The following is a 23,478-nucleotide window of genomic DNA, read 5'->3' as shown; positions in this document are numbered from 1 at the left end:
TATAGGGAAAGCAAGCCTTAGAAAAGGTTGCTACTTTCAAAAAGCTGTTCAGTTAAATTTAAGCTTGGGGTATTAAAGCTCTCAGTGAAGTTTGAATTAAAGACACTTACAGAGACACTTTGAGAAGATGAAGAGGTTGCACCGACTACAGAGTCTAAAATGTTCTCAACAACACTATTGCTATCGCCATTGATAGAAATGAAGCCACCTAAATTACCGCTTATACTGCCACTTATAATCTCAGTAATTGAATCAAGAGAGCTACCATCACCACCACTGATACCACCAGTAATGCCGCCAATGATGCCAGTGATTGAACCTAAAGGACCGCCGTCACCGCCGATAATACCTGTGATTGCGCCAAGAGGACTGCCATCCCCACCGCCAATACCACCGATGATGCCGCCACCAAGCAGATCGTCTCCGACGACATGTTGGATAATATCCGCAGCAGTTGAACCATTATTGATCAGTGTGCCGATAACGCCAGTAGCATTACCCATCGCACCACCAAAATCAGAGCCTGCTAAATCAGAGATTGCTTCAAGTGTACCGTTGACGGTATCGCGAGACGTTTCAAAAGTAAGCGTACCGAGATCCGCAAGATCACCGACAGGATGTTCAGCTTGAGGGAATACACCGATGATTGTGCCAGCAACAGTGTCGATACCTGTATTGATGATTTCAGTTTTGAGGCTTTCAACGCCTTGAAGCATATCAATACCTGTTTGGATGACGCCCGTTACAGGATTGTTGCCTAGATCGCCACCAGCAATGCCACCAATAATACCCGTTAAGATATCGAGAGGGCTGCCGCCGTCACCACCTGTAATACCACCGATAATGCCTGTGATTGGACCTAATGGACCGCCGTCACCACCGCCAATACCACCGATGACACCTGTGATTAGATCAAGAGGGCTGCCGTCACCGCCCGTAATACCGCCGATGATGCCAGTGATTGGACCCAGAGGACCGCCGTCACCACCCGTGATACCGCCGATAATGCCTGTGATTGCATCTAGAGGACTGCCGTCACCACCGCCAATGCCACCGATGATGCCTGTGATTGCGCCAAGAGGACCATCATCACCACCGCCAATACCGCCGATGATGCCAGTGATTGGACCCAGAGGACCGCCGTCACCACCCGTGATACCGCCGATGATGCCAGTGATTGGACCAAGAGGGCTACCGTCACCACCGCCAATGCCACCGATGATGTCTGTGATTGCATCTAGAGGACTGCCGTCGCCACCGGTAATACCACCGATGATGCCAGTGATTGCACCAAGAGGACCGCCGTCACCACCGCCAATACCACCGATGATGCCTGTAATTGGATCAAGTAGGCCACCAGTCAGATCACCATCACCGCCAATAATTCCAGTGATGCCGCCGACAACATTGGTGATTGGATTTAGTAAACCACCACCTACATCTGGATCACCGATAATTCCACCAGCAATACCTGTGACTGTACCGACGAGACCTGTACCACCTTCGCCATCACCCGCAATAATACCAACGATATTGGTGACAGGGCTGAGCACGTCTCCTTCACTGAGACTATTGAGGTCTAATACAGAGATTGCATTGCCTGAGAAGTTAATCGGAATTGTGATTGGTGCAACGACGCTAGCGTCATCACCGTTACCATTGCCGATACCGTAGTTATGTTCTCCATTTCCAGTACCAACACCATTGAGTAGACCACCTAATAGACCTGCACCTGTGCCGAAGCCATTGCCAGCACCATTGCTATTGTCAGTGGTGTCATTATCTTCGACGTGGTTATTGGTTGTGGTTGATGAGTTATTGGTTGAGTTCGATGTGGCAGTGCCAACAACTGATATTGCATTACCTGATAAGTTAATTGGAACTGCAACTGGCATGACAATACTGGCATCGTCGCCATTCCCATTGCCAATACCGTAGTTATGTTCGCCATTGCCTGAACCAATACCATTGAGCAAGCCACCTAGACCTAGGAAACCGCCACCTGAGCCACCACCTGTACCATTACCGCCTCCATTACTGTTGTCGGTTGTGTCGTTGTCTTGAACGTAGTTGTTGGTTGTGGTCGATGAGTTATTGGTTGAGTTTGAGGTCGCATTGCCAAAGATGGAGAAGGCATTCCCGTTGGCACTAATTGGCACTGTTATTGGTGCGACAATGCTTGCATCATCCGCAATACCATTGCCGATACCATAATTATGCTCACCGTTGCCAGCAGCAATACCATTACCTATACCACCACTTGTACCATTGTCAGATCCATTACCACCGCTATTGCTGTTATTGGTGGTGTCGTTATCTTGGAAGTAGTTACTGGTTGTGGTTGATGAGTCATTGGTTGAATTGGAGGTGGCATTGCCAAAGATTGAGAAGGCATTACCATTGGCACTGACTGGTGTCGTAATTGGCATAACGACAGCGGCATCATCGGCGATACCATTGCCGATGCCATAGTTATGTTCGCCATTACCTGCGCCGATACCATTTAATAGACCACCAATACCATTGCCAGATGAGCCACCGACACCGCCGCCACTGTTGCTATTGTCAATGCTGTCATTGTCTTGGAAAAAGTTTGAGGTTGTGGTTGATGAGTCATTGACAGAGTTAGAGGTCGCATCACCAAAGATCGAAAAGGCATTACCATTGGCACTGATCGGAGTGGTAATCGGTGCGACCACAGCAGCATCGTTGGCTATACCATTCCCGATGCCATAGTTATGATCGCCATTACCTGCTGCTGCACCATTGCCCCAACCGCCTATACCATTACCTGCACTGCCATCACCAACGAGGCCAGTACCGCTATTGCTATTATTGGTGCTGTCATTGTCTTCAAAATGGTTGACTGCCGTTGTGGATGAGTCATTGACAGAGTTAGAGGTCGAGTTACCAAAGATAGAGAAGGAGTTGCCGAGTGCATTGGCTGGAGCTGTGATTGGCATCACGACACTGGCATCATCGCCATTTCCATTGCCGATACCGTAGTTTTGCTCACCATTGCCTGAGCCTACGCCATTGAGTAAGCCACCGATACCATTACCTGAGGCACCGCCTACGCCTGTACCACTATTGCTATTGTCAATGCTATCGTTGTCTTCGATATAATTGATGGTCGTAGTCGAGCCATTATTGACTGAGTCGTTGGTAGAGTCTCCAAAGACTGCAAAGGAGTTACCTAAGCCATTGACTGGCATAGTGATCGGCGCAACGACACTGGCATCATCGCCATTTCCATTGCCGATACCATAGTTGTGTTCACCGTTACCTGCACTGACACCATTGAGTAAGCCACCACCAATACCATTGCCTGCACCACCATCAACACCAGTACCACTATTGCTGTTGTCGGTACTGTCGTTATCAAATACAAAATTAGAGGTGGTTGTAGAGGCATCATTGGTCGATGCGTTATGTGAGTTACCAAAGAATGAGAAGTCGTTACCTAAACCATTTAATGGTGTGGTGATCGGCATTACGATACCAACATCATCGCCGTTGCCGTTGCCGATTCCGTAGTTTTGTTCGCCGTTGCCTGATGCTGGTCCATTGCCCCAGCCACCAATGCCATTACCCGCAGTACCTGTTCCGCTATTGCTATTGTTGATGCTGTCATTGTCTTCAACAATATTGGTTGTGTTGGTTGATGCGATATTGGTTGATGTGTTGGTGGTTTGGTCGGGATCTGAATTGCCAAACCATGAAGCATTGTTCCCCATCACGTTGACTGGTGTCACGATTGGAGAGGTCCAATCTGCATCAGTACCGTTGCCATTACCAATACCATAGTTTTTGTCACCATTACCCGCACTTACACCATTCAATAGTCCACCGATACCATTGCCAGTTGCGCCATCAACGCCAGTACCGCTATTGCTATTATTGGTGCTGTCATTGTCTTGGACATGATTGAGTGTATTTGTTGGCGCTGTATTGGTGGATGAAACACCGCCACCACCTGTGCCACCCAATGAGTTACCGAGGACATTAAATGGTGAAGTCACTGGAGCAGTGATGCCGACATCGTCGCCATTTCCGTTACCAATGCCGTAGTTTTGTTCGCCATTGCCTGATGCTGGACCATTGCCCCAGCCACCGATACCATTGCCAGTACTACCGTCTGCACCTGTACCGTTGTTGCTGTTATTGGTGGTGTCATTGTCTTGGACGATATTTGAGGTTGTGGTTGGTGCTGTGTTGACGGAGTTTACTTCACCACCACCGATCCCTGCGAATGAGTTACCTAACACTTGGACAGGAGTCGTCCATGGTGCAACGACGCTGGCATCATCGCCATTTCCATTGCCGATCCCATAGTTGTGTTCGCCATTTCCAGCAGAAACACCATTGAGTAATCCGCCTGCATTGCCATTACCCGCAGCACCGACACCATTGTTACTGTTGTTGATAGTATCGTTGTCTTCAATCACATTGGAGGTTGTGGTTGGTGCAGTATTGACTGAATTTACGTCACCACCACCAATGCCTGCAACTGAATTGCCGAGTGCCTGAAATGGTGCTGTGACTGGCATGGTGATATCGGCATCATCGCCGTTACCATTACCGATTCCATAGTTTTGTTCACCGTTACCAGCACCAATACCATTTAACCAGCCGCCGCCATTACCATTACCCGCAGTGCCAGTCCCATTGTTATTGTTGTTGGTGGTGTCATTGTCTTGAATATGAGTGGATGAGGTGGTTGGGGCTGTATTGATAGAGTTGACGTCTCCACCGCCAACCCCTGCAATTGAGTTACCTACCGCTTGTACTGGGGTTGTCCAAGGCACAGTGACATTCACATCATCACCGTTACCATTGCCGATACCATAGTTATGTTCGCCATTACCTGCAGCAACGCCATTGAGCAGACCACCGCCATTACCGTTACCCGCAGCACCAACACCACTATTACTGTTATTGGTGGTGTCATTGTCTTCGATCACGGTCGTCGAGCTCGTCGGCGTGGTGTTGATAGAGTTGACATCTCCACCACCAATTGCAGCGAAAGAGTTGCCTAATGCTTCAAATGGCACAGTGACAGGCGTGGTGACATTAACGTCATCACCATCACCATTGCCATTTCCAATGCCGTAGTTATGTTCGCCATTGCCTGAACCGATACCATTTAAGAAACCACCGTTACTGCCATTGCCAGCAGCGATGCCTAAATTACTGTTGTCTGTGGTGTCGTTGTCCTGAACGTGGACTGACGATGAGGTGGTTGAAGTATTGACGGAAGTGACTGGTGAGGCATCACCAAGCCAAGAATAAGAATTTCCGAGTGAATGAAAAGCCGTTGTGAATGGATAAGTGAAGTTTAGGTGATCACCGTTACCCACACCAACACCGTAGTTCTGATCGCCATTACCCGCTGCAATTCCATTGAATATGCCATCATCAACTTGAGTACCACTGTTACTATTATTTGTGGTTGTACTCTCTTCGACATGAACTTGTTTTATTGTCGATACTGTATTGACAGAAGATGATGTTCCTTGGCTATTGCTACTCCCAAGAGATAGTATGCTTGTAATGGGTGATAAAATATTTTTAAATAACATGTCGATATACCTATAATTATTGGAGTTTTGTTTTATTTACCTTAATAATTGTGTGACTCCTGTATCATAACTTATACAATAGTATTTATTGGTTATTATTATTGTGTCAATATTGCTTGATATGTCACATTTGTGTTGGTTGTAAATATTATATAAATCAGCCCTCTACTTTTTGATGATCAGATATTTATTAGAATTTCTACATATATCGTATAAGTTAAATCAGATTGTTCATAAAAATTGCATAATTCATAGAACTGAAGTTGGCTTTGTTAATTTTAATATGATACTGAATTGTAATGAAAAAAAACTGATCTAGTGCTTATTGCTAAAAGTATGTCCTGATGATAAAGATATGAATGACATACAAAGGCTTTACATAAATTCAACATAGAAAGACCAGTGTTATAAACAAGAAAACACTTTTTAAAACATAGCAGCTGCTGAATCTATAGCCAAACGATAGTGAAGTCGTGAAAAAGCGCTTATCAATTGGGAAAAAATGCGTATAATGCCCAACATCAAATATGCGCTCATAGCTCAGCTGGATAGAGCACTTGGCTACGAACTAAGGGGTCGGGAGTTCGAATCTCTCTGAGCGCACCAATTTGATCAATAGAAAAAACCGCTTAATTGCGGTTTTTTTGTGCCTATTTTTTATGTGAATAGACCCTACATCTTCGTTTTTATCTTCTGTACGAACACAGCATTGCCCCCAATTGCTGGCAACGTGTCATGGTAGGGGAGACTGCGCATTGCTCTCAATAAAAAAGGTGCTTTTTCGTCGATCTTCATGGCTGTGGTCATTTTCAATAAAGATCCTTGATCGTTTTCATTTAAGATCATTTGTCCTTTGATATAGCGTAAATCTCCACCATTGGCATGAAAATTATTTTCAGTGCTTTGTGGATAGTTAAAATGCAATTTAAATGAAAATGGAATACTAATCACACCCAAACCGACATTGACGTGAATATCCGCCTCCTGACTTTTGTTTTGGAGGGGTGTAGTGCTGATTTTTTTGATCTGACGTGGAAATAAGGCTTGATAAGCACTTGGAACAAGCCATTTTTGTAGCTGTTGAGGGGGCTGTTTATAAAATTGATAGGTTGTGGTAAATCGCATGGATTCCCGCCCATGTGTATAAGGCAACGTAGTCGGTGCGTGTAGAAAGCTAACAGGCTGCTGCGCGGCTTGGCTCAGTTGAGCAACTTTTGCCAGTTGGATGCTTGTAAGCTGAGGGTTTGGAATTTGACCTGCAGCAAGTGGCGTACTATTTGATCCAATAAAACGCTTTCTTAAAGACTCTAAAATAAAAGCGCTGCCGCTGCTCGGAATACCAAGTTTTACTTCAGGTATTGCATTTAGAATTTTTTTAAATAAAAAACCTTGTGGTTGATTTAAGTCACTCCATTGCGTCAGGGTGATTAATGTTCTGTTCTCATCCAGTGCAAACCATTCAAATTTACCGACGCCATAGGGAATGGGTGCATCAATTACCAAGGTTGAAATACTATTGGCTGCAAGCTGATGTTGCATGGTGACATCTTCATTAAAGTTCAGTACAGGAATCGGTGTGGGGATCGACACGCGATATTTCATTTGGGTGGTATTGCCTGATTGCACCAATGTTTTTGCAGATTTGAGGGTCGGGAAAAGACCAACATATTGATTATAGTCAGTTAGAGTTTTGGCGACTTGTTGTGCGTTCACGGGAACAATAATCGCAGCTGAAGTAAAGTTTGCTGTGGGTTGTGGATTGTTTTTTAAGGTTGGAACAGCCGTTTTTGTGGCTGGATGTCCATAGATAAAGATATGGTTTTGCGTATAGCCTGCCAAAATTTGTGGTTTATTTTGAAAGGGCTGCAAAGCACTAGGGATATTATCCGTCCATGTAATGAGCTGTGCAAAGCTATGCTGCGCGGAACAACATAAAAAAATTGTAAAAAAAGCAATAAAACGAGACATCACATTCCTTTGATTTTTATAGGTGATTTCAACGACAACAATAGCTTTCTTTCATAAACCCCTTTTGTTTCTCCCAATCAAAATAATACAAAGAGGCAAAAAATCATGAAAGTCATCTAATTTATAACTTTTTTAGGTTAGGGAAATAGCACGTTTATGTAAAACGACATGAATGACAATAAACTGGTGTAGTATCTATGTCTGTCTATGATCAACCTATTGAATGTTATGTCTGAACAACGTCCAACACTCTCTGCGCGCTATTATCTAAATCTAGAAGAATCTCAAGATGGTTTTGCTTTGATTACGTTTGGCAAAAAACCGATCACTCGTTTTCTAACACCCGCAATTAGTATCGGAATTATCCTTTGGGGGATTTATTTAGGTTTTACTGGCGTGGGGCGCTACTATGTGGCACTTGGTGTTTTCTTTTTGATCATGCAAGCGATCATGCGATTTTGGTTATTGCCTCTGTTATTCAAGCGTCAATTTGTGCGTTATCAATTTGGCAAAAGTGAACAAGGCATTGATTTATACCAAAACCACTTTGAACTTTATGCCGCGGGTAAAAAGCAAACTGCAGCTTATAATGAAGTACAGTCTTTCATTACTGGTAAGCTGACTTATATGTTAGAACTAAAAACGAAAACAGTGGTGATTATACCTAAACGTGCTTTTTCAAGTCCTGCTGATCAAAGTAAATTTGAAAATAGTTTTAAAAAATAAATAACAGTTTAAAAGAACAAGGAGCTTCCATGAATACACGTCCTTCAAAAATTGTCTGTGTTGGTCGAAACTATGCTGAGCATGCGAAAGAATTGGGTAATGCGATCCCAGACCGTCCGATTTTATTTATGAAGCCACCGAGTAGCTTGGGTTCACTAGCACAAGGCGTAAGTTGGAATCAGGCATTGGGCGAGTGTCATTTTGAATGTGAAATCTGTTTGCACATTGCTCATCCGATATCTCAAGAAACAGATAAGGCAAAAGCTTTAGAAGCAGTTGGTGCGATTACGCTGGGATTAGATTTAACGTTGCGTGATTTGCAAAGTGATTTAAAGAGCAAAGGAGAACCGTGGGAGCGTGCTAAGGCTTTTGACGGTGCATGTATACTTGCAGATTGGGTCGAAACTGATGAGATCGGTGATCTACAAGAATTAGAGCTTATTCTGATGATCAATGGCGAAGAACGTCAGCATGGTTTTAGCCGAGATATGTTGTTTGATATCGGGGCGTTATTGGTTGAAATCAATCAGTCTTTTAGCTTGGAAGCGGGCGATGTGATTATGACAGGGACACCAGCAGGTGTTGGTGCACTTCATCCAAATGATCAACTGACGATGAAATTGATTACCCAAACGGGTGAATATGACTGGGATACATTTGTTAAAGCATAAGCGTCAATGATATGGCTCTGATATTCAGATATCAGCGCCTTTTTTATTGTTAGAAAATGAGAAGAATAGAATGAAAATATGGCTATGCCTGACACTGTTTTTGATCACCACCCTCGGTCATGCCAAGCAGCTTGCTTTAAGTTTTGATGACGGTGTAAATCCTGATTTAAATGTTCAGGCAACACCCATTAATCAGCGTATTTTAGAACAACTCCATCAACATCAACTGAAAAGTATTATTTATCCAAGTGTGATTAAGATCGGTGATTATGCAGGGTTACAGTTGGTTGCTGAATGGGGGAAACAAGGTCATCAAATTGCTAACCATAGTGAACTTCACCTTAACTTAAATAAAGACAGTACCAGTAGCCAACAATACATTGATGGGATTCGACGAGCAGAGCATGTATTTCAACCGTTACAGGGTTGGGTTGCAAGATACCGTTATCCTTTTCTGAAAGAAGGTGATACGCGAGAGAAAAGAGATACGGTTGTTGAATATCTTAAACAACATGGCTATCAGTCGGGTGCTGTAAGTATTGATGCCAGTGATTGGTTTTATAACCAGAAATATCTGTCATATCAAAAATATAATCAGACTGTGCAACTTGAGAAACTAAAGCAAGCATACATTCATCATTTGCTAGATCGAGCTGATTATTATGATCAGTTGGCAGCGGATACAATTGGTTATTCGCCAAAGCATGTGCTGTTACTACATGTAAATGCAATTAATGCTGCTTTTTTGGATGATGTGATCACTGCATTTAAACAACACGGTTGGCAGTTGATTGACAGTGAAAAAGCTTATACCGATCCGCTATATCAGCGTACTTCAATGGTTTTACCTGCTGGCGAAAGCATTGTTTGGTCACTGGCAAAACAACAAGGACATATCAAACTACGTTATCCCGCCGAAGATTCGCCATATGAGCAAGATAATTTAAAGCGTTTTGATTTGCCTTAATTAGCGACCTTGATATAACTTGCGGAACTGGTCTGGGGTAAAGTGCATCCAGCGTTTAAACATATATATAAAAGCGGATGAACTGGCATAACCTAAATCGAATGCAATGTTTTCAATGGTTTTACCTTGATTGAGCATCGACATTGCTTTCATCACTTTGAGGCGTTGCCGCCATTCGTGCAGTGACATGCCAAGCTCCTTTTGGCTATAACGCGCTAAGGTTCGTTCGGTCATGTTAATCATTTCCGCAAGTTGTTGCAGCGTACTATTATCGGCTGGATATTGGTGTAAGTGACTTAATATTTTTGATAGGGAAGGATGTTGTGTGGTGGGTAAATAACTTCCGACCAGTTCAGCATGTGTGAGTGAATCTAATAATACTTGCAGCAACCTTAAATATTCTGGATCTTGTTCTGAAAATAGCTGTTTACGAATATGTTCCAACAATGCAGGAACCAGTGGTGCTGTCAGTAAAATGCCAGCTTGTTGCGGCATATTTTGACACAGGCTTTCATGTACATATAAAGTACAGTGCGTCACTTCATTACGATTGATACCACTATGTTGTAAATGAGGAGGCAGCCAAATGCCGTACGGAGGAGGAGTAAGATAGTGAATCTGATCAATACTGACCTCAAGTACCCCATCAAAAGTATAAATAAACTCGCCCCATGCGTGCGCATGTTTTGGATAAAACGTTTCAGCAGGTGCATCACGAATACGTAACCACAATGATGCAGGAATATCATCGTATGCAGGAAGTTCATGAAAATCTTGGATGCGTTGTGCTGATTTTTTCATAATATGAGAATTGCCTGAAAACATGCATGCATTGTCCGAATTTCACTATATCATCAAAATAAGACAGCTTTATATTGACGTTCTAATTATAAAATTGAGAGCTGGCAATGGATGAGCGTAAAACATTAGATGCACGAGCATCAGGTCTTATGATCGGTCTTTGTATGATTTGGGGGCTACAACAAGTCATCTTAAAAATGGCTGCGCCTGATATTTCTCCCTTAATGCAAATTGCTTTACGTTCGGGCTTAGCTGCAATCCTACTATTGCCTTTATTGTGTCTGGATAAAACGGCTGAGCTCTTTAATCGACAGAACCTGAAAGCAGGTGCTTTGGTTGCTTTTTTATTTTCTTTAGAGTTCTTCTTATTGGCGCAGGCATTGCAATGGACTTCGGCTTCACATGCTGTGGTTTTGCTGTATACCGCACCGATTTTTGTGGCTTTAGGTTTACACTGGAAACTACCCTCTGAGCGTTTAAGTCTGTTGCAATGGAGTGGCATTGCTCTGGCTTTTATTGGAATCGTCGTGACGTTTATCCGAGGGCAACAAGGAACTGCTTCGCTGATCGAGCAACAAATGCTTTGGGGGGATTTGTTGGCATTGGCAGCGGGTATTGCTTGGGCAGCAACTACGATCACCGTACGCTTATCTTCTTTGGCGCAAGCTGCTGTGACACAAACATTATTCTACCAATTGGCTGGTAGTTTTATTTTACTGTTTGGATTGGCGGTATTTTTAGGACAAGCGAGTATTCATTTTACTCCCTTAGTGATCGGCAGCTTGGCATTCCATACGTTGGTGGTGTCTTTTGCGAGCTTTTTAGCTTGGTTTTGGTTGCTTAGAAATTATTTAGCATCTCGCTTAGGCGTATTCTCTTTTTTAACACCGTTGTTCGGTATTGTGTTTGGGATGTGGTTGTTAGGTGAGCGAATTGAACCTAATTTCGTACTTGGTTCAATTCTGGTATTGATGGGCATCATGGTGGTGAGCTTGCAAGGCTGGTTAAGGAAATAAAAAAAGACCTCATATCGAGGTCTTTTACGTTACTTCGATTCAAAAATCGTTGAAAGGGGAATCGATAACTTGGCAGCCAAATAATCATTGCTTTCAATGAGCGCGGGCCCGATTTTTTCCATCCACTCATCATCCTGATGCACATTGGATACATCATCGCGTAAGGGAAGCGGATAAGGGAGTGCGGTAAAGAAACTCCAAAAATCAACCTGTGCTAGATTACGTACCAATACATACTCATCGTTATCGGTTCGTTTAATCAGATTTTGCGCTTCTAATTGCAAGATATATGAGGGTAAACGCCCGAGCTCACCACGGCCTACAATATCGAGTAGCTCATGCTCGTTCACACTATTACCAATTTGCTGTTTTTTATAGAACAACTCTAAGATATCCAATAACATCATGATTGGATGACGTTTTTGTTCTTTGCCCGAATGGAATGCGGTTAGCGCATAACTGATTTCTACGCCTAATAAGATGATATTCCAAGACAGAAAAATCCAAAGTAGAAAAATGGGGATCGCCGCGAAAGCACCATACACAATTTCATAGCTGGTGAAATTACTCATGATCCAGCCAAATAAACGCTTTAAGATTTCAAACACAGTCGCACTAAAACAAGCTGCGATGATCGCGGAGACAATCGGCACATTACGATTCGGTATGGTCCAATATAAAATAAAGAAACCAAAGACCGTTAATAAAAAAGAAATTAGCCATAATAGAAAAGCACCATCAAGTTGATAGCCTGCAAAATTATTGCTGAGGATATTCATGGATGCGACAGCTGAAGAAAGTACAAATGCACTGCCTAAAAGGATTGGACCTAAAGAAATAATAGTCCAGTAACGCATAAAACCGACTAGACCCGAACGTGTCTCTTTCACACGCCAAATGCGATTAAACACATTTTCAATCGATGACAGCATTAGTACTGTGGTAACAAATAAAAACAAGACACCGATGATGGTGAGATTACTTGATTTATCAGTAAAAGCACTCAAGGCCTTATCAAAGGCAATGGTACTTTTTGGCAAAAAGTTACTATAAATCAGTTGTTGTAGTTGCTGCCTAGCAGGCTCTAAAGCTTTAATCGAAGAAATAATCACCAAAAATACGGTAAGCATTGGGACGACTGCAAACAGGGTGGTATAGGTCAAGGATCCTGCTTGTTCTCGACAGCGATCAGCCTCAAAACGACGTAATACAAAGACAATAAATTGAAACCATGTTTTTTCTAAAAAATTCAGTTTTTTTAGATAACGGTTTAAGATCATGGGTTCTATCCTAGTTATTTTTCAAATCTTCCTCTTTTGAAAGAGGGCTTCGGGAAGATTTTTGGATTGATCAATACACAAAACAGCGAATAAATTGGCATTAATCGTATAATATCTTCTTTAAGTTAACAAAAACCTTGAAACCGATGCAACCTTACATTCTTGTTCTTTATTACAGTAAATACGGTTCAACCAAGCAAATGGCACATCTGATTGCAGATGGGATTGAGTCTGTAGGTGTGACAGCACGTATCCGAACAGTGCCCAATCTGGCAACAGTTGTGACGCAAGCTGAAGCAAGTATTCCAGAAGAGGGTGATCTTTATTGTAGCTTAGATGATCTCACGCATTGTTCAGGATTGGCTTTGGGTTCACCCACGCGTTTTGGCAATATGGCCAGTGAGATGAAATACTTTTGGGATCAAACCACTAGCCTATGGCTCAATGGTGCTTTGCATAGTAAACCTGCTTGTGTATTTACGACTTCGGGGTCGATGCATGGTGGGCAAGAGAGCACTTTGTTGAGTATGTTACCGCCGTTATTTCATCATGGCATGATGATTTTAGGTCTGCCAAATTCTATCCCTGCATTGTCAAATACCAAAACAGGCGGTACTCCCTATGGCGCAAGTCATGTCAGTGGACCTCGTCATGATCAGGGCATGAGTCAAGATGAAAAAATCTTATGTGAGGCACAAGGCAAACGCTTGGGTGAAGTGGTTAAAAAACTATTTTAAAGTCATAAAAAATGGGAGCATCTGCTCCCATGATTTTTATTTTTTCAGTTGCCAATCATAGATATTTTTACGGTATGCATACCAAATCATCCAGAGTCCAATAATAATCATCGGGAAACTGAGGATTTGACCTTTGGTCATCCAGCCAAATAAGATGAAGCCTTGATCTGCATCGGGTTGACGGAAAAACTCCATAAAGAAACGTGCAACACCATAGCCCACCAAGAATACTGCTGAAACTGCCATTCGCGGACGAGGTTTAGCACTAAACCACCACAGCACAATAAATAGAATTAAGCCTTCACAAATCGCTTGGTAAATTTGTGAGGGGTGGCGGACCAAACCTAATGGATCTGTTGGGAAAATCATGCCAAATGGATAACTTGGGTCTTGCACTTGACGGCCATACAGTTCGCCACCAATAAAATTACCAATACGACCAAACATCAAACCTGTTGGTACGCAGGGCGCAATAAAGTCCAAGGTCTGAAACCATGTCTTTTGGTATTTTTTACACCAAAATAACATGGCAATTACCACGCCGAGAAAGCCGCCGTGGAAGCTCATGCCACCTGTCCACACTTGGAATAACCACAGTGGATTTTCTAAGAACTTCGCAAACTCATAAAACAGTACATAGCCCACACGACCGCCCAGCACCACACCGAGTGCACCGTAAAAGACGAGATCTGAAACCATATCTCCCGTCCAGCCATCACGTTGCTTTGCGCGATAAGAGGCAAGCCCCCAAGCACATAAAAAAGCCAACAAGTACATGAGTCCGTACCAGTGCACCTGTACTGGTCCTAAGCTCAGTGCAACTGGATCAATATTTGGATAGGTCAGCATCGCTGTTCCTCAGTTTAGAATTTGAAATTAAGTTTTGAGCAAATTGTAGCGGAATGATGTGAAAAATGTTGTACATTCAATGTGAAAGTCAACAGCCTTTAAGATGTGAGAACAAAATCAATGTGTATTGTCGCTTTTGCTTGGCATGTTCTGGAGGATCTGCCACTGTGTTTAATTTCAAATCGGGATGAGTTTTATCACCGACCAAGTTCTGCTTTGCATGCATGGGAAAATAGTTCGATTGTAGCAGGGCAGGACTTGCAATCAGGCGGCACATGGATGGGGGTGACGGCATCTGGTCGTTGGGCGATCGTGACCAATTTTCGTAACGGTCGTGATCAGCAGCAGTATCAGACCTCAAGAGGACATTTGATTCAAGATTTCCTTGAAAGCGATTTAGCGCCGATTCGTTATGCTCAAATGCTAGAACAAAGACAACAAGACTATGCGGGCTTTAATTTATTTGTGGGGGATACACAACAAGCTGTTTATATGAGCAATCGCGGAGAATCGCCACAAGTTTTGGCCAAAGGCGTTTATGTGGTTTCCAATGGTTTGATGTCTGAAGATTGGAAGAAAACCATGCATTTGCGCAAGCGCTTTACCCAAGAGTTTTTGCCGATGTTACAGCAACCAAAGATTTCAGATACAGATTTGGAATATGCCATCTGGGATATTTTAGAAGATGAACGTAAAGTTATCCCAGAGTTGTTACCCGATACGGGTATTAGCACGGAGATGGAAGCTTTACTTTCTTCAACGTTTATTCAAAGCCCCATTTATGGCACACGCTGTTCAAATTTTTTACGCATGACACCAAAACAATGGCAATGGTTAGAAAAAGAACAACAAGGGGAGCAGCAAGGAAATATTGTGCGTCAACACATTACGCTACTGAAATAGCCAATGCCAACCCGAAGGTTGGCATTGTAATGTTTGTTGGGTGAGGTTGGCGATTAGCCAGCAATCACACCACCATCTTTACGTGTGATTACCACCGTTGCTGAGCGCGGGCGGGCAGTGGTGTTTGGATTGGTTTGAGTGGCAGGCCAATGGCTAGTTGGTGTTGCATAGCTTTTAGATCTTTCACCAGGATGTTGAACATTGATGAAAATAGCTTTGTAGTCAGGTGTCATGGTAACACCTGTAATTTCACACTCTTTAGGACCTGTAAGGAAGCGGCGTAGATTTTCATCATTCACTTTGGCACCGACAATCGTTTCAGTTCCATTCGAGGTTGTAGCTTTACTACCATCACTGACTTGACCTGGTAAAGCAGCAAGCATCATACAGTTGGTGACATCGGTATAAGCACCATCATCAGTTTGAATCCAAAGCACGCCGCGAGGGTCAAACCACATACCATCTGGCGATGAAAAGTCATTCTGATCAGTCAAGCCAGAAAGGTTGATATTGGCTGCCATCGCTGCTTCCGCACCAAACAGGTAGATGTCCCATTGGAAGCTTTCAGCTGTGGTTTTATCTTCAGCTTCACGGAAGCGTATGATATGTCCGTTGACATTACCTTCCTGTAATGTGCTGCCGCCTTTCATATCTTCATAATGACGCGGATTGGCTGCATCGGTTGGGTAGCTTGAACCACGATTTGAGTTGTTGGTCAATGTCACATACACTTCACCATTGACTGGGTTGACTGCACACCATTCTGGGCGGTCCATCTTAGTTGCGCCAACTGCGTCCGCAGCTAAACGGGCAAAGGTCACCACATCTGCTTGTGATTTAAATGGGTATGCTGCATTACTTTCATTTAAGCCATTTTTACCATAGCTAAGCTCAACCCATTGACCTGTACCATCAGCGTTGAATTTAGCAACATAAAACTTTCCAGCATTCATATACTTATCGCCAGCGCGATAACCACCATTTATATCTTTTGGATCCCATTTCGCATCAGAAACGAATTTATAGATATATTCACCTTTTGAATCATCACCCATATAGAAAGCTAAATTTTCGCCTTCAATTACTCGACTGGTACGGCAGTCTTCGTGAGCAAAACGTCCGAGAGCAGTACGTTTTACAGGGGCTTGGCGATTATCAAATGGATCAATTTCCACCATCCAACCAAAGGTGTTTGGTGCATTACGATAGTCTTGTGCCGCCTGTTCTGCTTTTACATCAGCATTCCAGCGATCATATAAGTCTTGTGAGTCTACTCGTCCAATAGCTGTTTCCCATTCATAGCGGGAACTTGCTCCTAAATAGATTTGACGACCTTGATTATCAACGTTTGGTATTCGATTGCCATTTTCATCTTTTTTATAAATGATTTCACCTTTAGCATCTTTCTTCGGCGAACCATTTTCATCTGTCTCATATAGATATGGTTCATCCTTTTTTAGGCCTAGACCATAACGTTTTAACGCAGTTTTTTCTGCATCTGAACGTGCATATTCATCTTGACCTGAACGTTGGAAATAACCAATAAAGTTTTCTTCAGTTGTGAGGTAGGTTCCCCAAGGGGTATAACCATTACCGCAGTTGTTATGCGTGCCACGTGTTTGTACACCTGATGGTGAGAATTTGGTTGCTAATAGTGCATTGCCTGCCGCAGGACCAGCAAATTCCATCAAGGTTGAACCTGTGATACGACGGTTGTACACAGAGTTTTTTACCAATTCAACCTTTTGAGTTTTGGTATCTTTTTTAACATGAATGATTGAGACACCATGTGCATTTACTTCACGAATCACTTCATCTTCTGGACGGCGACCATCTACTTTGGTTGGACCTTGAGGATGCAAGAATGTTGGGTTGATATATTCGTGGTTGAGGACTAACAAGCCATCATTAGATTGTTGTTCATCATAACGACCAGTTGCAGTATTTAATCCAAAATAGCTCATACCATCATGGCAGTCACCTGAACGGAACTGAAAGCTTGGCCCTGATGGAATACTGTTGTCATCCCATTCTGCATAACTTGGATTAATTGAATCACCTAAGGCATAAATCACATCTGCTTGATAGTCTTCTGGTACGGTGACAATATCGTTAAGATTTTTTGGTACAGCGGTGAAATTGAGTTTTTCTGGTTTTTTATTAGGATCAACAGGCGTTGTTGTACCACTACCGTTATTGTTATTATCGCTATCATTACAGCCGGTTAATGTTGATGCCAATGTCAATGCGACAGCGCCACTTGCTGTTTTGGTGATGAGGCTACGACGACTAATGTGTTGTTCTAAAATGTCACGGAAATGGATATTAGCCGAAGTGTTATTATCCAGTTCTTGGTCTTCATGATATGGCGTCAGCTGTGTCATGGAATCATCCTAAGTTTATAAGTGCATTAAAAAAATTTCCCGCCTTTAACTTAGATTGAAATTGTGACGTTGCCTTGACACTTATGTGACAAATACATTAAAAATCAATTAATAATTTAAAATCTGGTCAAAAAAAACAGGTCTTAGACCTGTTTGGAAAACCACTTGTTTTTATACAGCGGAAATTATACTTCTTTTCTTTTTTCGATGATTCTTCCAAAGAATAAACCCAATTCAAAAAGTAACCACATCGGTACAGCCAACATAATCATAGAAATGGCATCAGGCGGCGTAACAAACATGGAGACGAAGAAGCAACCTACGATGATAAAGCGCCGTTTCTCGATCAGACTTTGGGTAGTGACTACACCAATTAAAATAAGCAATAAGGTAATCACTGGAATTTCAAAAGTTAGACCAAACACGATAAATAGCTTCAAACAAAAAGCCAAATAACTGTTGATGTCTGTCATTGGTGCTACGGTTTCAGGCGAGACACTGATAAAGAAATGCAAAATAGAAGGCAAGGCGATGAAATACGCAAACGCAATACCGATATAAAACAAAGCAATGCTACTAATCAATAAGGGCAGAGCCAATGATTTTTCTTTTTCATACAGTGCAGGTTTGGCATAGGACCAAATTTGATAAATGATAAAGGGCATAACCAGCATCAGTGCGACAAAGAAATTCAATTTAAAGGGTGCCATAAATGTCGCGGTGACATCGGTCGCAATCATGGATGAGCTGACGGGTAACTGCGCTCTTAGCGGCTCTGAAAGTATTTGGTAGGTCCGATTTGCAAAAGGCAACAAACAGAAAAACAGAACCAGTATTGCGGCAACGATTTTAAATAAATGTCGACGCAAAATCATGAGATGCTTGGTTATCGGCATTTCTTCAAGCTTAGCGTCTTGATCATCATTCCCCAAAGTGGTTTGGGTTAATGGAGAGCTTGATGGTGAACTCATACCGCCACCTTTAATTCAGGAGTTGAAGAGGTTAAATCAAATTGTGAATGCGGAGTCGGAGATGCCATGTGTAAGAGTGCAAACTTCGGTAGATAAATGCATGCCACTGGATGTAATAAATAATGGTAATGAAGTGGTGTGCGATTGTTTTTGGATACAGCAGTTTGAGGTTCATCTTCTAAAGAGACTTTTTGCTGTTCAAATGAGGTCATCTGAGCTTGCATCTTTTGCTCAAGTTCAGCGATACGTTGCATTTCTTTTTGCATTTGTTCACGTAGCTCAGACAAGCGTAATTCACGATCGATATCATTTTGAACGTTACTGACCAGACGCTTAATTTTTGCATACCATTTCCCCACAAAACGAGCGGCTTCAGGTAGCTTATCAGGCCCGAGTACCAGTAAAGCAATAATGCCGAACGCAAGCAGTTCGGACATTCCCAAATTCAGCATAATGGCGCTCGCTTAGCTTTTTATTGAGCTTTCAGTACTTTTGACTTGAGCATCAATGGTACGAGGTTCATTTAGAGCAGTTGTGGCTTCTTCGTCTTCTTTGATCGATTTTTTAAAATCTTTCACAGCGCCACCAACATCTTTACCTAAGTTCTTAAGCTTTGATGTACCGAACAGTAAAATAACCACTACTGCAAAAATAAGTACATGCCAAATTGATAAACCAGCCATAACTATATTCCTATAAAACTTTGGTTATATCTCAACAGTTTGGCATGACAGCGGTGTGACACTAATATTGCAATTTTAAGACAATGAATAGAGGAATGATTTTTATAAAAAGAAAGAAGCCCGAATATATGTTTCGGGCTTCTGTCAATGTTAGCGTAAGCTCGCTTTAAAAAGTTGCATCGCCTGACCACGATGGCTGATTTTATTTTTCTCTATTTTGCTGAGTTCTGCACTGGAAAGCTGCAGTTCAGATACCCAGAATAATGGGTCATAACCAAAACCATTTTCACCACGTGCGGCTTCTAGAATCTCACCTTTCCAAATCCCTTGGAAAATTTGTGGAAGAGGATCTTCGGCATGCGTGACTAAAGCCAACACACAAACGAACATTCCTTCAATGGTCTGATCGTTTTTACGCAATGGTTTAAGATCAGCTAACAGTTTTTGATTGTTAGCAGCATCGTTGCCATGTTCACCTGCATAACGTGCAGAATAAATCCCAGGTGCACCGCCTAAAATCGGTACACATAGACCTGAGTCATCTGCAATTGCTGGTTTGCCAGAAATTCTTGCTGCATGACGTGCTTTGATAATGGCATTTTCAACGAAGCTCAAACCATCTTCAATGGCATCTTCAATATCGAGTTTACCTTGAGGAATAATGTCGATAGGTAGATCGAGTTGCTGAAACAGCTGCTCAAATTCGGCAACTTTACCTTTGTTATTGCTCGCAAGGACGAGACTACCGTGTTGTAGCCAATGTGGAGTAGACATGTTTGATCAGAATATCTAGATTGAATAGCGAAGATTTTAGTGACTTTTTAAGTATGAGAGTAGTTAAATTATCTTAATGAGTAGGAGATTGGGGATGTTGAGAAAAAATGTTTTAACGCGAAAGCGTGCAAGTGCATTGAAAAGGTTAAAGTAATTGATTTTATTTTTTATCATTTATTTAATTAGATAATATAAGATATAAAAAAACTTGAATATTTATTTTTTTCATGTATGATTCACTTAACTAGAAAAATTATTGTTTTGGTTAATCTTCTCTAAGTATCGCAGTTTTAGTCATAATCCTTCGTTTTTTACAGATATCAAGCTCAATTCTTCATTATTTTTCAAAGTTATCATTAGCCGTAATAACATGGCTAAAATGTTAAAATTCAATAGGATATATTATGTCTACTACAACAGTTACTGGTACAGTGAAGTGGTTTAACGAAACTAAAGGTTTTGGTTTTATTCAACAAGAATCAGGTCCAGACGTTTTCGCTCATTTCAGCGAAATTGCAAACTCAGGTTTTAAAACTTTGTTTGAAGGCCAACAAGTTTCATTCAGTATCGCTCAAGGTCAAAAAGGCCCAAATGCTGTGAATATCGTTGCTCTTTAATAAGTAACCCAGCATTCAAAAAAAGCACTTTATAGTGCTTTTTTTACGTTTTGCGTTTAAGAAAGTCATTTAAAAGGATACTCAGCAGACTATTATCATACGCGAGGACTCAGTGGAAAACTGAACTGATCTGCAAGGTTTTCTCACGTATTAAAAAACCGACTTCATTAATCCGTCGGTTTTAGTACAACAAAATATAATAATTACTGTGCTTGAATCCATCGATCAGCACGATCACGCGCAGTACGAATCTGTTCTTGAGTCAAGTTTGCAGCCAAAGCTGTTTTTTTACCTTCAGAAAGGCTAATTACTTTAGTATCAAGCATGCCATCACGCGTTGAAAGCTCATACCATTGATAAGCACCCATATAGTTTTTCTTCTGTTCTTCCATCATGGCAAGATTAAAGCTGGCACGGTTATCACCATTACTTGCCGCTTTTTCAAAATACTTACGCGCTAAGACTTCATCTTTTTTGATACCAATACCATCTGCATACATGCGACCCACATTGAGCTGAGCTGCTGAGATGCCTTTATCGGCTGCGGCTTTAAATAGCGCAAATGCTTGTTTCTCATCTTTTGCAACATCTTTACCATATTGGTAGCGTGTTGCGAGATAAAATTGTGCTCCTGCCTGACCAGCTTTGGCTGCGCTTTGTAATTCACCGATACTCATCACTGAGTATCGTGCTGCTTGTGTTGCAACCGATTGGGGTTGAGCAACATAGTCAGCATGCGCTTGTATACTGATCAGACCAAACAAAAAGGTGCTGATAAATGTCTTTTTCATAGTGCGCTCACTCGATAAATTGCGACTTCACCAAATAGGTTCGGCATATGCTTGCTGAGCACACTACCTTGTTGGTCACCATTAACGGCAAGTCGATTAATAATTTTAATCCGATTCTCAGCACATAATGCTTCAAAGTCTCGGAAAGTACATAAATGAATATTCGGGGTGTTATACCACATATAAGGCAACGCTTCCGAAACAGGCATTTTCCCTTTTAACGCAAGAAAAGAACGCGTCTTCCAATACGCAAAGTTCGGAAAAGTAATAATCGCCTGTTTGCCAACACGCACCATATCACGAAGTAATACATCAGGTGCATCTACAGCTTGCAAAGCTTGTGCCATAACCACTGAGTCAAAAGATTGGTCAGCAAACCGGCTTAAACCTAAATTCAAGTCCTGTTGAATAATATTTAACCCCCGACTGATGGCAATTGCAATCTTTTCTTGATCAATTTCTAAGCCATAAGCGCGAATATTGTGTTGTTTGCTCATATGAGCTAATAATTCACCATCCCCGCAACCCAAATCGAGCACGCTGGTATTTGGAGTAATCCATTTTTCGGCAAGTTGTTGGTCTATACGCATTAGATTGCCTCCAAATGGGTCGATTGCAACTGCTGCTCTCCACCTAAAAATGCGCGTAATGTTTTCACATACAGCGGAATCGGGAACAAGAAAGAGTCATGACCTTGTTCAGCATCAATATCTAAATAGCTGACAGGCTGATGATTATCAATCAAGGCATCCACGATTTCCTGAGATCGGCTTGGACTAAAACGCCAATCGGTGGTAAATGAAATCACTAAAAATTGGCATTTCGGTTTACGCATTGCTTTCGTTAATGAATGCTCATATTCGCGAGAGGGATCAAAATAATCCAATGCCTTGGTCATAATCAAGTAAGTATTTGCATCAAAATTGCGACTGAATTGTTCGCCTTGATAACGCAAGTAGCTTTCGACTTGAAATTCAACGTCAAAACCATACATAAATTTGCCCGATTTTAGATCGCGACCAAATTTTTGTTTCATGGCTTCTTCAGATAGATAGGTGATATGACCAACCATCCGCGCCAAAATCAAACCGCGTTTTGGATAACTATCATTTTCCAAATAGCGTCCATGATGGAAATCTGGATCGGAAAGAATAGACTGGCGTGCAACTTCATTAAAGGCAATATTTTGTGCAGAAAGCTTTGGTGCACTGGCGATAATTGCACATTTTTTTAGGCGATCTGGATAATCGAGAGACCATTGTAAGGCCTGCATTCCACCGAGTGAGCCACCGATAATGGCATACCAAATGTCAATGCCTAAACGATCAGACAACATGGCTTGGGTTTTGACCCAGTCACGAACCGTCACTAACGGGAAGTCTGGACCATAGGGACGGTTTTCATTTTCTGGATTTGGCGATGTCGGACCCGTTGAGCCGTTACATCCACCGATATTGTTTAAAGACACCACAAAAAAGTGATTGGTATCAATTGCTTTCCCAGGTCCAATACATCCGTCCCACCAACCTGCTTTTTTATCATCTTCATGATGAAATCCAGCAGCATGATGATGTCCTGACAATGCATGGCAGACTAAGATTGCATTGGAGTGATCTGCATTGAGTGTTCCATAGGTTTCAACCATCAGGTCGAAACGAGGCAAAATCCGTCCGCACTCAAGCTCTAATGGAGCTTCAAATGAAATTTTTTGTGGTGTGACTAAACCCACTGAATCCGATGGAAAAGACACGAGAATGA

Annotated in this window: 20 protein-coding genes and 1 tRNA gene; 8 read left to right on the top strand and 13 right to left on the bottom strand. The window is 42.1% G+C overall.

Features of this window, described 5'->3' with window-relative positions:
- Positions 1–17: 17 nt before the first annotated feature.
- Positions 18–5,582 (bottom strand): beta strand repeat-containing protein, encoded by a 5,565-nt coding sequence (locus EAH57_RS03135; RefSeq protein WP_121928814.1) that lies wholly within the window; start codon positions 5,580–5,582, stop codon positions 18–20.
- Between the two features lie 529 nt (positions 5,583–6,111).
- Between EAH57_RS03135 and EAH57_RS03130 the strand changes: the two genes are divergently transcribed.
- Positions 6,112–6,188 (top strand) — tRNA-Arg (locus tag EAH57_RS03130).
- Between the two features lie 66 nt (positions 6,189–6,254).
- Here the strand turns inward: EAH57_RS03130 and EAH57_RS03125 are convergent.
- Positions 6,255–7,550 carry an SRPBCC family protein gene (locus EAH57_RS03125; protein WP_121928813.1) on the bottom strand — a complete coding sequence of 432 codons (1,296 nt, stop codon included), beginning with the start codon at positions 7,548–7,550 and terminating at the stop codon, positions 6,255–6,257.
- 228 nt (positions 7,551–7,778) lie between these two features.
- On the opposite strand from EAH57_RS03125, the gene EAH57_RS03120 reads away from it, so the two are divergent.
- The 3 genes from EAH57_RS03120 to EAH57_RS03110 all read left to right on the top strand — a co-directional run bounded on the left by EAH57_RS03120 (position 7,779) and on the right by EAH57_RS03110 (position 9,914).
- On the top strand, positions 7,779–8,276 hold the full coding sequence (locus EAH57_RS03120) for a YcxB family protein (protein WP_121928812.1): 498 nt from the start codon (positions 7,779–7,781) through the stop codon (positions 8,274–8,276).
- 29 nt (positions 8,277–8,305) lie between these two features.
- Positions 8,306–8,947: a fumarylacetoacetate hydrolase family protein gene (locus EAH57_RS03115; RefSeq protein ID WP_004672931.1), complete on the top strand. Its 642-nt coding sequence runs from the start codon at positions 8,306–8,308 to the stop codon at positions 8,945–8,947.
- 70 nt (positions 8,948–9,017) lie between these two features.
- Positions 9,018–9,914, top strand: a complete 897-nt coding sequence (locus EAH57_RS03110; protein WP_121928811.1) for a polysaccharide deacetylase family protein — start codon at positions 9,018–9,020, stop codon at positions 9,912–9,914.
- Here EAH57_RS03110 and EAH57_RS03105 read toward each other — a convergent pair whose 3' ends face one another.
- Entirely contained in the window at positions 9,915–10,715 is an 801-nt protein-coding gene (locus EAH57_RS03105) for an AraC family transcriptional regulator (RefSeq protein ID WP_121929122.1), read from the bottom strand.
- A gap of 107 nt (positions 10,716–10,822) precedes the next feature.
- Here EAH57_RS03105 and EAH57_RS03100 point away from each other — a divergent pair, with 107 nt between their 5' ends.
- Entirely contained in the window at positions 10,823–11,731 is a 909-nt protein-coding gene (locus EAH57_RS03100) for a DMT family transporter (protein ID WP_121928810.1), read from the top strand.
- Positions 11,732–11,760: 29 nt separating this feature from the next.
- On the opposite strand, the gene EAH57_RS03095 is transcribed toward EAH57_RS03100, so the two are convergent.
- The gene (locus EAH57_RS03095) at positions 11,761–13,011 is read right to left on the bottom strand and encodes a YihY family inner membrane protein (RefSeq protein ID WP_121928809.1); all 1,251 of its coding nucleotides are present in this window, start codon (positions 13,009–13,011) and stop codon (positions 11,761–11,763) included.
- Positions 13,012–13,157: 146 nt separating this feature from the next.
- Between EAH57_RS03095 and wrbA the strand changes: the two genes are divergently transcribed.
- Complete coding sequence (wrbA, locus tag EAH57_RS03090) at positions 13,158–13,748, top strand: NAD(P)H:quinone oxidoreductase (RefSeq protein ID WP_121928808.1); 591 nt, start codon at positions 13,158–13,160, stop codon at positions 13,746–13,748.
- A gap of 36 nt (positions 13,749–13,784) precedes the next feature.
- Here wrbA and lgt read toward each other — a convergent pair whose 3' ends face one another.
- A complete protein-coding gene (gene lgt, locus EAH57_RS03085) occupies positions 13,785–14,597 on the bottom strand; it encodes a prolipoprotein diacylglyceryl transferase (RefSeq protein ID WP_121928807.1) in 813 nt (270 codons plus the stop codon).
- Positions 14,598–14,717: 120 nt separating this feature from the next.
- Between lgt and EAH57_RS03080 the strand changes: the two genes are divergently transcribed.
- Positions 14,718–15,500 carry an NRDE family protein gene (locus EAH57_RS03080; protein ID WP_121928806.1) on the top strand — a complete coding sequence of 261 codons (783 nt, stop codon included), beginning with the start codon at positions 14,718–14,720 and terminating at the stop codon, positions 15,498–15,500.
- 53 nt (positions 15,501–15,553) lie between these two features.
- Here the strand turns inward: EAH57_RS03080 and EAH57_RS03075 are convergent, their stop codons facing one another.
- The 5 genes from EAH57_RS03075 to rdgB all read right to left on the bottom strand — a co-directional run bounded on the left by EAH57_RS03075 (position 15,554) and on the right by rdgB (position 20,312).
- Positions 15,554–17,884 (bottom strand): PhoX family protein, encoded by a 2,331-nt coding sequence (locus EAH57_RS03075; RefSeq protein ID WP_121928805.1) that lies wholly within the window; start codon positions 17,882–17,884, stop codon positions 15,554–15,556.
- A gap of 185 nt (positions 17,885–18,069) precedes the next feature.
- Positions 18,070–18,855: a twin-arginine translocase subunit TatC gene (gene tatC, locus EAH57_RS03070; protein WP_121928804.1), complete on the bottom strand. Its 786-nt coding sequence runs from the start codon at positions 18,853–18,855 to the stop codon at positions 18,070–18,072.
- Positions 18,852–19,307, bottom strand: a complete 456-nt coding sequence (gene tatB, locus EAH57_RS03065; RefSeq protein WP_121928803.1) for a Sec-independent protein translocase protein TatB — start codon at positions 19,305–19,307, stop codon at positions 18,852–18,854. The genes tatC and tatB overlap by 4 nt, the downstream gene beginning before the upstream one ends.
- A gap of 12 nt (positions 19,308–19,319) precedes the next feature.
- The gene (tatA, locus tag EAH57_RS03060; RefSeq protein ID WP_004672915.1) at positions 19,320–19,538 is read right to left on the bottom strand and encodes a Sec-independent protein translocase subunit TatA; all 219 of its coding nucleotides are present in this window, start codon (positions 19,536–19,538) and stop codon (positions 19,320–19,322) included.
- A 150-nt stretch (positions 19,539–19,688) separates the two neighbouring features.
- Positions 19,689–20,312, bottom strand: a complete 624-nt coding sequence (rdgB, locus tag EAH57_RS03055) for an RdgB/HAM1 family non-canonical purine NTP pyrophosphatase (RefSeq protein ID WP_121928802.1) — start codon at positions 20,310–20,312, stop codon at positions 19,689–19,691.
- 404 nt (positions 20,313–20,716) lie between these two features.
- Here rdgB and EAH57_RS03050 point away from each other — a divergent pair, with 404 nt between their 5' ends.
- Positions 20,717–20,929, top strand: coding sequence for a cold-shock protein (locus EAH57_RS03050; protein ID WP_004672913.1), 213 nt, complete (start codon positions 20,717–20,719; stop codon positions 20,927–20,929).
- A 203-nt stretch (positions 20,930–21,132) separates the two neighbouring features.
- On the opposite strand, the gene EAH57_RS03045 is transcribed toward EAH57_RS03050, so the two are convergent.
- From EAH57_RS03045 to metX, 3 genes are read right to left on the bottom strand one after another with little or no spacing between them, the layout of a single operon-like run.
- Positions 21,133–21,720: a tetratricopeptide repeat protein gene (locus EAH57_RS03045; RefSeq protein ID WP_121928801.1), complete on the bottom strand. Its 588-nt coding sequence runs from the start codon at positions 21,718–21,720 to the stop codon at positions 21,133–21,135.
- Complete coding sequence (gene metW / locus EAH57_RS03040) at positions 21,717–22,310, bottom strand: methionine biosynthesis protein MetW (RefSeq protein ID WP_004672910.1); 594 nt, start codon at positions 22,308–22,310, stop codon at positions 21,717–21,719. The genes EAH57_RS03045 and metW overlap by 4 nt, the downstream gene beginning before the upstream one ends.
- Positions 22,310–23,470: a homoserine O-succinyltransferase MetX gene (gene metX, locus EAH57_RS03035; RefSeq protein ID WP_121928800.1), complete on the bottom strand. Its 1,161-nt coding sequence runs from the start codon at positions 23,468–23,470 to the stop codon at positions 22,310–22,312. The genes metW and metX overlap by 1 nt, the downstream gene beginning before the upstream one ends.
- Positions 23,471–23,478: the final 8 nt, after the last annotated feature.

It is taken from the genome of Acinetobacter sp. 2JN-4 (genome assembly GCF_003687745.1).
Taxonomy (GTDB): Bacteria; Pseudomonadota; Gammaproteobacteria; order Pseudomonadales; family Moraxellaceae; genus Acinetobacter; species Acinetobacter halotolerans.
This window is presented reverse-complemented; position numbering and strand designations above follow the sequence as displayed.